General features: G+C 62.1%; 13 protein-coding genes. 9 read left to right on the top strand and 4 right to left on the bottom strand.

What is annotated here, in order from left to right:
- Position 1 precedes the first annotated feature (1 nt).
- A complete protein-coding gene (locus tag AC1DJO_RS05095) occupies positions 2-163 on the top strand; it encodes a hypothetical protein (RefSeq protein ID WP_310290753.1) in 162 nt (53 codons plus the stop codon).
- Positions 164-190: 27 nt separating this feature from the next.
- Here the strand turns inward: AC1DJO_RS05095 and AC1DJO_RS05090 are convergent, their stop codons facing one another.
- Complete coding sequence (locus AC1DJO_RS05090; protein ID WP_112388713.1) at positions 191-2,359, bottom strand: TonB-dependent siderophore receptor; 2,169 nt, start codon at positions 2,357-2,359, stop codon at positions 191-193.
- Between the two features lie 140 nt (positions 2,360-2,499).
- On the opposite strand from AC1DJO_RS05090, the gene AC1DJO_RS05085 reads away from it, so the two are divergent.
- Positions 2,500-3,450 carry a LysR substrate-binding domain-containing protein gene (locus AC1DJO_RS05085; protein WP_112388714.1) on the top strand — a complete coding sequence of 317 codons (951 nt, stop codon included), beginning with the start codon at positions 2,500-2,502 and terminating at the stop codon, positions 3,448-3,450.
- 76 nt (positions 3,451-3,526) lie between these two features.
- Positions 3,527-3,991 (top strand): hypothetical protein, encoded by a 465-nt coding sequence (locus AC1DJO_RS05080; protein ID WP_477831168.1) that lies wholly within the window; start codon positions 3,527-3,529, stop codon positions 3,989-3,991.
- Between the two features lie 11 nt (positions 3,992-4,002).
- Here the strand turns inward: AC1DJO_RS05080 and AC1DJO_RS05075 are convergent, their stop codons facing one another.
- Entirely contained in the window at positions 4,003-4,572 is a 570-nt protein-coding gene (locus AC1DJO_RS05075) for a helix-turn-helix domain-containing protein (RefSeq protein ID WP_112444400.1), read from the bottom strand.
- Positions 4,573-4,695: 123 nt separating this feature from the next.
- Between AC1DJO_RS05075 and AC1DJO_RS05070 the strand changes: the two genes are divergently transcribed.
- The 6 genes from AC1DJO_RS05070 (at position 4,696) to AC1DJO_RS05045 (ending at position 10,426) form a co-directional block, all read left to right on the top strand.
- Positions 4,696-5,640 (top strand): ornithine cyclodeaminase family protein, encoded by a 945-nt coding sequence (locus AC1DJO_RS05070; protein ID WP_112388716.1) that lies wholly within the window; start codon positions 4,696-4,698, stop codon positions 5,638-5,640.
- A 27-nt stretch (positions 5,641-5,667) separates the two neighbouring features.
- Entirely contained in the window at positions 5,668-6,801 is a 1,134-nt protein-coding gene (locus tag AC1DJO_RS05065) for an aminotransferase (RefSeq protein ID WP_112388717.1), read from the top strand.
- An 81-nt stretch (positions 6,802-6,882) separates the two neighbouring features.
- Positions 6,883-7,662 (top strand): transporter substrate-binding domain-containing protein, encoded by a 780-nt coding sequence (locus AC1DJO_RS05060; protein WP_112388718.1) that lies wholly within the window; start codon positions 6,883-6,885, stop codon positions 7,660-7,662.
- Positions 7,663-7,708: 46 nt separating this feature from the next.
- Entirely contained in the window at positions 7,709-9,076 is a 1,368-nt protein-coding gene (locus AC1DJO_RS05055; protein ID WP_112388719.1) for a M20/M25/M40 family metallo-hydrolase, read from the top strand.
- A complete protein-coding gene (locus AC1DJO_RS05050; protein ID WP_112388720.1) occupies positions 9,069-9,740 on the top strand; it encodes an ABC transporter permease subunit in 672 nt (223 codons plus the stop codon). The genes AC1DJO_RS05055 and AC1DJO_RS05050 overlap by 8 nt, the downstream gene beginning before the upstream one ends.
- A 2-nt stretch (positions 9,741-9,742) precedes the next feature.
- Positions 9,743-10,426, top strand: a complete 684-nt coding sequence (locus tag AC1DJO_RS05045; protein ID WP_112388721.1) for an ABC transporter permease — start codon at positions 9,743-9,745, stop codon at positions 10,424-10,426.
- Between the two features lie 18 nt (positions 10,427-10,444).
- On the opposite strand, the gene scpA is transcribed toward AC1DJO_RS05045, so the two are convergent.
- Positions 10,445-12,583: a methylmalonyl-CoA mutase gene (gene scpA / locus AC1DJO_RS05040; RefSeq protein WP_112388722.1), complete on the bottom strand. Its 2,139-nt coding sequence runs from the start codon at positions 12,581-12,583 to the stop codon at positions 10,445-10,447.
- 112 nt (positions 12,584-12,695) lie between these two features.
- A complete protein-coding gene (locus tag AC1DJO_RS05035) occupies positions 12,696-13,898 on the bottom strand; it encodes an MFS transporter (RefSeq protein WP_112388723.1) in 1,203 nt (400 codons plus the stop codon).
- Between the last annotated feature and the right edge of the window lie 220 nt (positions 13,899-14,118).

Genomic DNA, 14,118 nt, shown 5'->3' with positions numbered 1-14,118 from the left:
CATGAACGACAACGTCATCAAGTTTAAGAAACCGAACAAGCCGAAGCCGCCGCGCCAGATCAATCCGGCGCTGCGCAAGCTCATCGTGGTCCTGACCATCCTGGTGCTCTTTGCGGCCGCCTGGGGCTATTTCAACTTCTTCGGCGGCCAGCCAACGCCGTAAGCGTGCGGGCGCGGCTTCGCCGTTTCCTCACCAGTTGAAGGTCAGCTTGCCCATCACCGTCCGGCCATCGCCATAGGTGCAGCCAAACGAGCTGCAGCTGGCGATATATTCCTTGTCAGCCAGATTTCGAAGGTTAAGCGAGGCGGTGACGCCTTCTTTCTTGTAGGTGAGTGCCGCATCGAAGAGGGTGACTCCGTCGAGGTCGTAGGTGTGCAGGACTGCGGGGGTACCGTAGCTTGCATATCCATAGCGCTGGCCTACATAGCGAACACCCGCGCCGATGCCGACGCCTTCAAGCGGGGAGCCTTCTGCAAAGCTGTAATCCATCCAGATGCTGGCGGCATGCTCCGGAACACCGTCCAGTGGGAGGCGGTTCGTCAGCATTCCGGGGGCGATCGTGTCTGTATCCGTATAGGTGTAGGCCGCTCGGAGATTGAGGCCATCCGCCAAGCTCGTCACTCCTTCGAGCTCGACGCCTTTGGCATGAACTTCACCGATCTGACTGGTGACGCCGCCAACCGTCTGCAGGACATTTTGCTGACGCAGATCGTAGACCGCCGCAGAGAAAAATCCGTCCCAGCCTTCGGGCTGATACTTCACGCCGATTTCGACCTGCTTGCCTTCCGTGGGACGGACATCGGAAAAGGTTGACGTGGGCGCAACCGGCTCAAACGAAGTGCTGTAGCTGACATATGGTGCGATACCATTGTCGAAGACATAGCCCAGCCCGACGCGTCCCGTCAGCTTTTGGTCATCGCGATCGAGAGATCTGACCGCCCGCGTTGCAGGCAGGAAATTCGTCGTGGTGCCATCCGTACTTGCCCAATCCTGTCTCAGGCCAAATGTCGCCCGCCAATTGTTGTAGGCCATCTCGTCCTGAACATAGATACCGACTTGACTGAGGTCCGTGTCCACCAGCGTGTCCGTCGTACGGGACAGCAGGCTGATCGGTCCACCATAAGTGGGATTCAGGATATCGAGCGGCGTTGCCCGGAAGAACCGGGTGCGCGCATTGTTGCTGAAATAGCGATAGTCCAAGCCGATCAGAAGCTTGTGCTCCAGATCACCGGTCTCGAACTCTCCCAGCAGACTATTGTCCACATTGAAAGTGTTAAGCAGTTCGTCCTGGAAAGTCGCATTGCGCAGGATTGAGTGACCATCGGCGCCCACACCCGGACCATAGGCTACGTTCGCGACGGTCGTTGACATCCCCAGCGCCTGATAATCCCAATCGAAATTCGAGTAGCGGACATTCTGGCGGAAGGTCCAGGTGTCGTTCAGCTTGTGCTCGAACTCATAGCCGAGATTGGTCAGCGTCCGGTTGGAATGGTCGAAGCTCTTGTCGCCGACATAGAAGTCCGGGCTGAGCGTGTTGGCAAACAGCGCAGGCACGCCCGACGGCGTGCTCGGATTGTCGTGCTGCACGCTGGTCAGGATCGTCAGCTTGGTGTCTTCATCGGGCTGCCAGGTGACGGCAGGGGCGATGAAATAACGGTCGTTGTCGAGCTGATCGACCTGGGCGCTCGCGGTTCTTGCCAGGCCAGTTACACGGTAGGCGAAATCCGACGCGTCGCTGACCGGGCCGCCGGCATCGAAATAGGTGCCATAGGTATCGTAGCTGCCGATCTGCAGGCCCACCTCGCCAAAGCGGTCGAAGGTCGGCCGCTTGCTGATCAGGTTGATGATGCCGCCCGGATTGCCCTGGCCGAACATCACGGAGGCCGGGCCGCGCAGCACTTCGATACGCTCGAGCTGATAGGGATCGATCGCCGGCGCGCCTGCCGTCCGCATCAGTCTCAGGCCGTTCAGATATTGCGACTGACGGCCATCGAACCCACGGATGCGCGGCGCATCGAAACGCGGATCGGACCCGCCCGGCTGGCTGACGACACCGGGCATGTAGTCGAGAGCCTGGCTTACGGTTTCGGCATCCTGCGCCTTCAGCTGGTCCGCGGTGATGACGGAGATCGACTGCTGGGTTTCGAGAATCGGCGTTCCGGTCTTGGTCGCCGTCGAACTCGTCCTTGCAACGAAACCCTTCACCGGCGCATTCGGGTCCTGCTTCGCCCGGCCCTGGACGGTGATCGGCGCGAGCTCGGTCACGGTCTGCGCATCCTGCGCGACCGCGGCTGCCGGAAGGAGCGCTGCCCCGCAAACGGTGGACAGCAGGACAAGCGATAGATTCTTCACGCGCACGGCAACCTCATGGAGACGAGGACGGGACGACCCGCCTAAAACTTGACAATTTCAGTCACGTTACTAGACGCTTTCGTTTTTTTGATCCAATAAGGCAATGAGCGTTTTTCATAAGCGCTGGTTCTGAAAACAGGTGGCAATTGGCGAATAGCTCCGCGCTCGAGCTCAGGCATCTCCGATATTTCGTTGCGCTTGCCGAAGAGCAGAATTTCGAGCGTGCGGCGGCCCGGCTGGGTATTGCCCAGCCCGGCCTCAGCCAGCAGATCATCAAGCTCGAAGCCCTGCTCGGCGTAGCCCTGCTCGATCGCAGCCGCCGCGCGGTGCGGCTGACGCGGCCGGGACTTGAGCTCGCCGAACAGGGCCGCCGCGTTCTCGGTCAGGCGGAGAACGCGATTGACGCCGTTCACCGCGCCGCGCGCGGCGATCTGGAGCGGGTCTCGGTCGGCTATGTCGCCTCGGCTGCCTATTCCGGCGTGCTCGGCGATGCGCTTTCGAAGTTCAAGGCCGCGAGCCCCGGTGTCGAATTCCAGCTGATCGAGATCGAGATGCGCCAGCAACTCGAAAAGATCGCCGACAAGACGCTCGATCTCGGCTTCATCCGGCCACCGATCTCGCTTCCGCCGGGTTTGGCAGCCGAAGTCGCGGTGCGCGAAGATTTCGTCGTGGCCCTGCCTGCCGGCCATCGACACGCGAGTGCCGCATCCGTTTCCCTGAAATCACTCTCCCCGGAAGTGTTCATCACGCCGCGCCAACCTGCCGATACCGGCTTTCACCGCAACACGATCGCCGCCTGCCGCGAAGCCGGTTTCGAGCCTCACATCAACAGTTCCGGCCGGGATTTCATAACGATCGCCAGCATGGTCGTGCTCGGCGTCGGCGTTGCGCTGGTGCCGCGCTCGTTCCAATGCGTCCAGCTTCCGGGCATTACCTACACCAGGCTGAAAGGATGCTCGGTGACATCGGATCTGGCGATCGCCTACCGCAAGGTCGAGCCATCGCCGGTCATCAAGGGCTTCATCGCCCATTTCAAGAAAAACCTGGTACGCGATCAGGACGGTCTTCGCGATGACGTTGCCGACGAGAGCTTCTGATTGCCGCCGCCTAGTCTTGTTGACAAAGTTCATTTTCGCCGGGAAGCTTTCACGCTCCATAAGGCTGGAGGATACTTTGACGCTGCCGTCAGCAATTTTTGAGACGTATCGCTCCACGCTTGTCTCACAGCCCTTGTCTGCGCTTTGGCGGGGGCATGGCTCTGCTATTTTTCTGGAGTTTGGCCGCTTATCGCCAAAGGTGAAACGAGATGGGTCTGCTGCCAATCCACAGGGCGACTATACGGTCATAATCGAGTGGAGTTGGCGAATTGAGAACGAGGAGTCCATCCTGTGCGGAAGCTGGAGCGATGAAGATAATTGGAAGGAGATATTTCAGACGCTGATCGGACAGACGGTTCAAGACATCTCGATCTACGGACGGCTTCCAGAACTATCGATTTCTTTCGCCAATGGACTTTACGTTGCTTCCTTTATGACCGCCGAGGGGCAACCTGCTTGGGGCATCATCGACCGTTCGCCGCAACACCAAAAATGCAGATGCTTGGGCGTTCGCGATGGCGTCATCGTCGAAGAATTCTAGCCGGTGAGGGTCTATGACACCACGTTGCGGATGAACTTCACGATCCCGGTCTGCCGGTTCGCGTAGGAATAGTCCTGGGCCGAGCTGTAAATCGCAAAAGTCCCTGCCGGGTAGTCCTTCTCGGCGCCGCCGACGGTAAGAGTCAGCACGCCTTCCGTGACGAAGATCATTTCGTGCCAGCCCTGCGGGTCCGGTTCCGCGTCATAGCGCTCGCCGCCTTCGAGCGACCAGAGCCACATCTGTGTCTCGTGGGCCGCAGGCGCAGTGCCGAGCAGAACGCCGGCGCTTGCCGGGCCGTTTCCGCGCCAGGTCACCTCGTTGATATCGGCAGAGGAGCTGCGGTCGGGATCACGCACCAGATCGACGAACCCGACGCCCATTGCCGCCGCCAGCTTGTCGAGGCTGGAGAGACTGATATTCGCATCACCGGCTTCGACGGCGACGATCATCCGCCTGCTGATCCCCGATGCTTCAGCCAGCGCCACCTGGCTCATGCCGGAGGCCTGACGATGCCTGCGAAGATTGCCGGAAACATGCGCTAGGACATCGCGACGCACTTGACTGTGCAATATATTGCTCATAGGCTCCTTTTACTCTTGATGGGCAGACTATTCAACAGCGATTTCAGCCGTGCGTGGGGCACCTACGCGGGAACGGATGTTTGCGCGCGGCCGTCTGCCCCGCATTTAAAGGCGAGGTCATTCATGTCGCAACAGCCAATCGTTCTCCACGAAGCCGATATCACCGCTCTTCTTCCGAAAGTGGACGTCCGCTCGGTGCTGGAGCGCATGTTCCGCTCGCTGGCAGATGGCGATGCCGTTCAGCCGCCGCAGACGCTCAGCCTTTTCCCGCGCGATGCCGGCGACTTCATCACCTATCTCGGCGTGCTCTCGGGCGAGAAGGTCTTCGGCGCCAAGCTTTCCCCCTACATCCCCGGCGACGGCAAGGCGCTGGTCACGGCCTGGACGCTGCTGATGTCGATGGAAACGGGCACGCCGGTACTGCTCTGCGATTCCAAGAAGCTGACCACCGAGCGCACCGCGGCGACATCGGTCATCGCCGCCGATGTCCTGGCGCCTTCAGATGCGTCGGTGCTCACCATCGTCGGCTCCGGCCCGGTGGCGCTTGCCCATCTACGCTATGCGGAAACGATCCGCGCCTGGAAAGAGGTGCGCATCGCATCACCGAACGTCGCCAGCCGCAAGGACATTCCTGCGACGATCGCCAGTGGCGTTGCGGTCAGCCAATACGCCGATGCCAATGCCGCCGTAGCGGGCGCCGACGTGGTGCTGCTTTGCACTTCCTCGGGCAAGCCCGTCATAGACGTTAAGTCGCTGTCGAAATCGGCCGTCGTGACCTCGATCAGCACCAATGCCGCCAATGCCCACGAGGTCGATCCCGCGGCCCTACAGGGCTTCGACGTCTATTGCGATTACCGCGCGACGACACCGGCATCAGCAGGCGAAATGAAACTGGCTGCCGCCGCCGGACAATGGAGTGCTGACGCGCTTTGCGGCGACCTGCCCGAACTGCTGGCTGGCAGAGCCAAGGCTCCGAGCTGCGAACGCCCGGCCTTCTTCCGCTCGATCGGCCTTGGCCTCGAAGACGTTGCGGCCGCCGTCGCCCTGCTCGCCGCCGCCCGCGCCTAAGACACAAGCAATAGCCAGGAGAATGACATGAAGATCCGCAATTTCGGCGTCGAGATTTGGATGAACAAATACGAGAACGTCTGCGAGCTGAACCTCGCCGAGACCTGCGTCGAATCGCTGACCGTCGGCGAATTGCTCGACATGGCAGGCAAGACGGATATCGCCGCCGAATTGCTGCCGCTGAAGCTCACCTATGGCGAGATCGAAGGCAGCGTGCGGCTGCGCAACCTGGTTGCCGGCCTCTACGAGCGCCAGAAGCTCGAGAATACCGTAATCACCCACGGCGCGATAGGCGCCAACGCACTCGTTCACCTGACCCTCGTCGAAAAGGGCGATCGCGTCATCTCCGTGCTGCCGACCTACCAGCAGCACTACTCGATCCCCGAGAGCATCGGCGCCGACATCCAGATCCTAAAGCTCACCGAAAAGACCGGCTTCCTGCCCGATCTCGAAGAGCTGAAGAAGCTGGCGACCCCGGGCACCAAGCTGATCGCCATCAACAACCCGAACAACCCGACCGGTTCGCTGATGGACCGCGCCTATCTCGAAAAGATCGTCGAGATTGCCCGTGCTTGCGGCGCCTGGATCCTCTGCGACGAAGTCTATCGCGGCACGGATCAGGAAGGCGCAGACGGCATGACCGCCTCGATCGCCGATCTCTACGAAAAGGGCATCAGCACCGGCAGCATGTCGAAGACCTATTCGCTGGCCGGATTGCGTCTCGGCTGGATTGCCGGTCCGGAAGATTTGATACATGCGGTTTCCGTTCATCGCGACTACAACACGATCAGCGTCGGCCGCCTCGACGACCACTTTGCGGCGATCGCGCTCGAAAATCGCGACAAGATCCTGAAGCGTAGCCATCATATCACCCGCAGCGGTCTCTCCATCCTCTCGGACTGGGTCGATGCCGAGCCGCTGATTTCTTGGATCAAGCCGAAATCCGGCACCACGGCCCTGCTGAAATACGATCTGCCGATCTCCTCCGAGGACTTCTGCCTTCGCCTTCTCGAACAGAAGGGCGTCATGCTGACGCCGGGCAGCGCCATGGACATGGAGGGCTACCTGCGCATCGGCTACACGAATGGCGAAGCGGTACTCCACGAGGGCCTGAAGCGCATTTCGCAATTCCTGAAGGAGGCCGCCGTTTCGGCCGCCTGATCTCCTCGAAAACCCAAGAATTCCAGCCGCCCGGTTGCGGGCGGCGGATTGAGTCCGTTTCCAAACAAAAGGGGAATTTCCATGAAACGACTTTTGACAGTGCTCTCGCTTTCGCTTCTCGCGGGCACCGCCTTTGCCGACGAGCTTCGCATCGGCACCAGCGCCGATTACCCGCCGTGGGAATCGGTCGATGCCAGCGGCAACATCATCGGCTTCGACAAGGATGTCGGTGACGAGATCTGCAAGCGCATCGCCGCCACCTGCAACTGGCAGAACCAGGCCTATGACGGCCTGCTGCCGGGTCTTCAGGTCGGCAAGTTCGACCTCGTCATCTCGGGCGTGTCGATCAACGACGAACGCTCGCAGAAGGTCGATTTCTCGGCCGCCTATGCCGACGCTCCGAACGCGATCGTCACCGCGCCAGGCAGCGATGCAGCCTCGGCCAAGTCTGCCGCCGATCTCACCAAGGCCCTCGCCAAGGCTTCGATCGGCGTTCAGTCCGGCTCGACCCACGAGCAGGTGATCCGCGCCCATTTCCCGGATGCCGACGTACGGGTCTACGACCGTCCCGACCAAGTTGCCGACGACCTCGTCGCTGGCCGCATCGATGCCGGCCTGATGGAGCGTTCCGCCTGGGAGCCGCTCATCAAGGATCGCGGCGCCGACAAGCTCGCCTATGCAGGTCCGCTGCTGACCAGCGCCGACTTTGCCGAATTCGGCAAGGGCCAGGGCGTTGCCATGGGCAAGGGCAAGGCCGAGCTGAAGACCAAGGTCGACGGCGCCGTCGAAGCGATGCTGAAGGACGGTACGGTCAAGACCATTTCCGAGAAGTGGTTCGGCTACGACGCCTCCAAGAAATAATGGCATGCGGGAGGCGGCATGCCCGCCTCCCCTTCCAGGAGAGACCATGCGCATTTCACCCGACATCCTGGCGGCAGCCAGGAACGATCTGTCCGCCCTGGTGGCCATTCCATCCGTCAGCGCCCGTGGCGAAGGCATGGAGGCCTGCGCGGACGAGGTCGAGCGCCTTCTTGCCGAAGCCGGTTTCAGCACAGGGCAGCACAAGGGCGATGTCGGCCCGTTCGTCGTCGGCGAGACCGGCGATGGACCGTTCACGCTTGTCATCTACAATCACTACGACGTGCAGCCGGAAGACCCGGTCGCCCTCTGGACTGATCCGCCCTTCGTGCTCACCGAGCGCGATGGCCGCCTCTACGGCCGGGGATCGGCCGACGACAAGGGCGAGTTCATCAGCCGCATAGCCGGTTGGAATCTTTTCCGCCAAGCCCATCCCGGCGCCCTGCCGTTCAAGCTGATCTGGATCGTCGAAGGCGAAGAGGAGATCGGCAGCCCGTCGCTGACCCGCTTCCTCGACAGCCGCTTCCCGGACACCAGGGCCGACCTCTGCTGGTGGGAATTCGGCGAAGTCGACAAGTCAGGCCGCCCGATCATTCTTATGGGCTTCAAGGGCATCCTCGCGGTCGAGCTCGAATGCCGCACGGCGCGGGCCGACCTGCATTCGAGCCTTGGCGCTATCTTCGATAATCCGCTCTGGCGCCTTGCGGCCGCCATTGCCTCGCTGCGAGACGCTTCCGGCCGCATCCTGATCGACGGCTTTTATGACGACGTTATGGCGCCGGATGTCCGCAGCCGCGCGCTTGCCGCGACCCCGCCTTTCCCGCTCGAAAGCCTGCAGGCCGAAACCGGCGGACAGCGCCTGCTCGATGGCGTCGATGCTGATACGTTCTACGAGCACCTGAATTTCGAACCCTGCCTGAACGTCAACGGCTTTCACGGCGGCTATGACGGCGAAGGGGCAAAGACCGTTCTGCCCTGCACCGGAATGGCCAAGCTCGATTTCCGGCTGGCACCGGGCCAGCACCCGGTAGAGATCGCCGCATTGCTGCGCCGTCACCTGGACGCGAAGGGATTTGACGACGTCGAGATGAAAATCCTCGATGCCGAGGTTCTCGGCGTCAGAAGCGACCCGTCGCATCCCGCCGTCGATCTGGGGGCGGCACTGCTGGAAAAATGGTTCGGGCGGCCAGCGGTGATCCAGCCGAGTTCGGCCGCCTCGGGGCTTGCGCATCCTTTCGTCCACAAATTCGGCGCCACCCTGTTCGGCGCCGGCCTGACGCATCACGGCGCGATGCTGCACTCTCCGGACGAGAATATCCTAGTCTCCCATTTCGAGAACATGATCGGCTTTTCCGCCGAGTTTTTCGCGGCCCTTTGCGAGAGCGCAGTGACCCGGGAGGCTGCCGCAGATGCTTGATGCCCTCGTCCAATATCACGGACAGCTTCTGCAGGGGCTGTTGACCACCCTGATCGTTGGCGTCGCCAGCTTCGTCGCGGGCTTCGTCATCGCCGCAGCCCTTGCGCCGCTCGCCGTCTATGGCAGTCCGCTGACGCGCAAGATCATTATGGGCTATGTCGGGCTGATCCGCGGCCTACCCGAACTGCTGGTCATCTTCCTGGTCTTCTATGGCGGCACGGTGCTGCTGACCAAGATGATCGGCCGCTATGTCGAAGTCGATGCGTTGACCGCGGGTGTCGTGTCGCTGTCGGTCGTTGCCGCCGCATACCTAACCGAAATCCTGCGCGGCGCTCTGCTCAGCGTCTCGCAGGGACAGTGGGAGGCAGCACTGTCGCTCGGGCTGCGCAAGCCCCGCGCCTTCCTTCTCGTCATCCTGCCGCAGATGATGGTGCGCGCCCTTCCCGGCCTTGGAAACCAGTGGCTGGTGATCCTCAAGGAAAGTGCCCTCGTCTCGGTCGTCGGCCTTGAGGAGCTGATGCGCAAATCGGTGGTCGCCGCCGGCGCGACGCATCAACCACTCGCCTTCTATCTGGCCGCTGCCGGCCTCTATGTTGCCATCACCGGCATCTCGTCCCTTCTCCTGAAGGCGTATGAGCTGCGCCTCACGCCGCATATGAGGTGACCATGCTCTCCTTCGATCTGTTTCTTCCGGCGTTTCTGACCGTCAAGGACGGCTTCATCCTCACCGTCCTGATCACCGTGGCGAGCTTCGCGCTCGGCCAGGTTCTGGCCCTGCCGCTGGCTTTGGCGGTGACCTCCTCGCGCCGTTCTCTGCGCGTGCCGGTCTCGACCTATACGTTCCTGATCCGCGGCAGCCCGCTGCTGGTCCAGCTGTTCATCGTCTATTACGGCCTCGGCCAGATCGATCTGATCCGCCACGGCTTCCTGTGGCCGGTGCTGCGCAGCCCCATCTATTGCGCCATCTTCGCAATCGGCCTGAATTCGGCCGCCTATTCCGCCGAGCTGCTGGCCGGTGCGATCCGCCAACTCCCGGCAGGTCAGTGGGAGGCAGGACAGGCGCTCGGGCTGCATCGCGTGGTGCTATTGCTGAAGATCATCCTGCCGCAGGCCTACCGTGCCATCCTTCCGGCGATCGCCAACGAACTGGTGCTGGTCATGAAGGGCTCGACGCTCGCCAGCGCCGTGACCGTGATGGAAATGACCGGTGCCGCCCGCGTCTTCGTCGCCCGCACCTACGCGCCCTTCGAAACCTTCCTGATCGCCGGTACGCTCTATCTGTTGATGGGTGCGGTCTTCGGCCGGATCTTCCGCTTCATCGAAATGCGGGTGGCGATTCCGGGGCGGTAACGGCCCCGGCCGGTAGCATCAGGTATTTCGCCTGATGCCCTGCAGCAGATCCAGCACGGAGTTTGCGGCATCGAGCACATTCGTCCCCGGCCCGAAGACGGCGGCGACGCCGTGGTCGGTGAGGAACTGATAGTCCTGGCGCGGAATGACCCCGCCGCAGACGACGATGACATCGCCGCCACCCTTTGCCTTCAGCGCCTCGACCAGCTGCGGCAGCAGCGTCTTGTGACCAGCCGCCAGCGACGAGACGCCGATGACGTTGACCTTCTCGCCGATCGCCATCCCGGCCGCCTCATCGGGCGTCTGGAACAGCGGCCCGGCCAGCACGTCGAAGCCGACATCGCCGAAGGCCGAAGAGATGACTTTCGCACCGCGGTCATGGCCGTCCTGGCCGAGCTTGGCGACCATGATCTTCGGCTTGCGCCCGAGGCTCTCCGTCACATCCGCCATGCGGCCCTTCAGCACGGCAAGCTCCGGCTGATCGCGATAGGCCTCGCCATAGACGTCCCTGATCACCTCGGGTACCGCCGCATGATCGCCGAAGGACGCGCGCATCGCATCGGAGATTTCACCGACGGTGGCGCGCGCCCGCGCTGCCTCGACTGCGGCGGCAAGCAGGTTTCCCTCTCCGGTGCGGGCGATGTCTGCAAGGGCTTTCAGGGTTTCGGCAACCTTGACGCCATCACGGCGGCGGCGCGTGTCCTCGATGCGCTTGACCTGCGCGGTCCGCACAGCCGCATTGTCGATCGCCAGGATGTCGAGCTCTTCCTCGGTCTCGAGCCGGTATTTGTTGACGCCGACGATCACTTCGTCGCCCTTGTCGACAGCGGCCTGACGGCGCGTCGCGGCTTCCTCGATCAGCCGCTTCGGCAGGCCTTCGTTGACGGCCTTGGTCATGCCGCCGAGCGCCTCGACCTCCTCGATCAGCGCCCAGGCCTTGTCGGCCAATTCCTTTGTGAGGCTCTCGACATAATAGGAACCAGCCAGGGGATCGACGACCTTGGTCACCCCCGTCTCGTGCTGCAGGATCAGCTGGGTGTTGCGGGCGATGCGGGCCGAGAATTCCGTCGGCAGGGCGATCGCCTCGTCGAAGGAATTGGTGTGCAGCGACTGCGTGCCGCCGAGCACGGCCGACATCGCCTCGAAGGCGGTCCTGATGATGTTGTTATAGGGATCCTGCTCCTGCAGCGAGACACCCGACGTCTGGCAATGGGTGCGCAGCATCAGCGACGAGGCCTTCTTCGGCTGGAACTCCTCCATGATCTTCGTCCATAGCAGACGGGCGGCACGCAGCTTTGCCGCCTCCATGAAGAAGTTCATGCCGATGGCGAAGAAGAAGGAGAGGCGTCCGGCGAATTCGTCGACGTCGAGACCCTTGGCGATGGCCGCCCGCACATATTCGCGGCCATCGGCCAGCGTGAAGGCAAGCTCCTGCACCAGCGTCGCACCGGCCTCCTGCATGTGATAGCCGGAGATCGAGATCGAATTGAACTTCGGCATCTCGCGCGCTGTATACTCGATGATATCGGCAACGATCCGCATCGAGGGCTCGGGCGGATAGATATAGGTGTTGCGGACCATGAACTCCTTGAGGATGTCGTTCTGGATGGTGCCGGACAGAGCCGCGCGCGAAACACCCTGCTCTTCCCCGGCGACGATGAAGGAGGCGAGGATCGGGATGACGGCGCCGTTCATCGTCATCGACACCGAGATCTTCTCCAGCGGGATGCCGTCGAACAGGATCTTCATGTCCTCGACGCTGTCGATCGCCACGCCGGCCTTGCCGACATCTCCTTCGACGCGCGGATGATCGCTGTCATAGCCGCGATGGGTGGCCAGATCGAAGGCAACCGAGACGCCCTGCTGACCGGCGGCAAGCGCCTTGCGGTAGAAGGCATTGGAGGCTTCGGCGGTCGAGAAGCCGGCATATTGGCGGATGGTCCAGGGGCGTCCGGCATACATCGTCGCCCGCGGTCCGCGGGTGAAGGGAGCAAAGCCCGGAATGCTGTCCAGATGACCGGCGCCCGCGATATCCTCGGCCGTATAGAGCGGCTTGACGTCGATGCCCTCAGGCGTGTGCCAGACAAGCACATCCGGAGAAGCCTTCAGCTCCTTCGCGGCAAGCGCCTGCCAATCGGCCACGGTCTTCTTCGTCATGTCATCCTCCGGCATGTCATTGCGCCGCACGCTATCACCAGGAATGCATGCGGCGCGATAGGGCCTTAGGATAATTTACACGAGCCTTCCCGTCACGCTTCCGCGTGCCCGGTCACCCGTGCGCGTGTCTGGGGATCTTCGGCAGGAAGATCGTCAGCAGGCCGAGCAGCGGCAGATAGGAGCAGATCTTGTAGATGAACTCGATGCCGTGGCTATCGGCGAAATCGCCGAGGAAGGCGGCGCCGAGACCACCGGCGCCGAAGGCGAAGCCGAAGAACACCCCGGCAATCAGCCCGACGCGGCCCGGCACCAGCTCCTGCGCGAAGACGACGATCGCCGAGAAGGCCGAAGCGAAGATCAGGCCGATGACGACGCTGAGAACGCATGTCCAGAAGAGGTTGGCATAGGGCAGCATCAGCGCGAAGGGAATGACGCCGAGGATCGAGAACCAGATGACGAAACGGGCGCCGAGACGATCGCCGATCGGGCCGCCGAGGAAGGTGCCGACGGCAACCGAGCCCAGGAACAGGAATAGCATCAGCTGCGCCTGCTGCACGCCGAGCTGGAAACGGTCGATGACATAGAAGGTGAAGTAGCTCGAGATACTTGCCATGTAGACGTTCTTCGTCGCGGTCAGAAGCACGAGGATCAGCAGCGCGATCACCACCTTGTTCTGCGGCAACGGCAGGGTGCGGCTGACGGCCGGCTTGCCGGCATTCTGGCGGCGGTGGCTCATGTACCAGTTGCCGACCCAGCCGAGCACGATCATGCCGATCAGCGCGATGCCCGATAGCCAGGAAACGCTGTGCTGGCCGAGCGGGAAGACGATGAACGCGGCGATCAGCGGGCCGATCGCCTGACCGGCATTGCCGCCCACCTGGAAGAAGGACTGTGCAAAGCCGTGACGGCCGCCGGAGGCCAGCCGCGCGACGCGCGAGGACTCCGGATGGAAGACGGCGGAGCCGAAGCCGATGAGGCTTGCCGCAACGAGCAGCAGCTCGAAACTGCCGGCATTGCCCAGCAGGATCAGGCCGCAGAAGGTGCTGGCCATGCCGACTGGCAGCGAATAGGGCATCGGCCAGCGGTCGGTGAAGATGCCGACGAAAGGCTGCAGCAGCGACGCGGTGACCTGGAAGGTCATCGTCAGCAGGCCGATCTGTACGAAGTCGAGGTTATAATTGGCCTTGAAGAGCGGATATAGCGACGCAAGAAGCGACTGCATGATATCGTTCAGCATGTGGCAGAAGCTGACTGCCATCAGGATCGACATTGTCGTCTTCTGGAAACGCGGCGCGGTTTCGCTCACTACGGCCATGAATATATCCTCCTGCAACAGGATTCCTTGCCTGCTGCGGTCATGTGATGAAGAAATGGAAGCGTTCGGGACCGGGTGAAATCCTCCCGGTGGCGTTCGCTAGCACAGCATCTATCGCAACTTCTGCGTCCGGCACAGCCCGCTTTGGCCAAGAGCGGTACGCCAATGCCTAAAATTTGCGCGCCTGCGCCATTTTTGCTGCGCCTCCGAAGACTGGCGT

Source organism: Rhizobium sp. 05N430, from assembly GCF_056396985.1.
The sequence above is the reverse complement of the archived record's forward strand: the minus strand, read 5'-3'. Positions and strand labels throughout refer to the sequence as shown.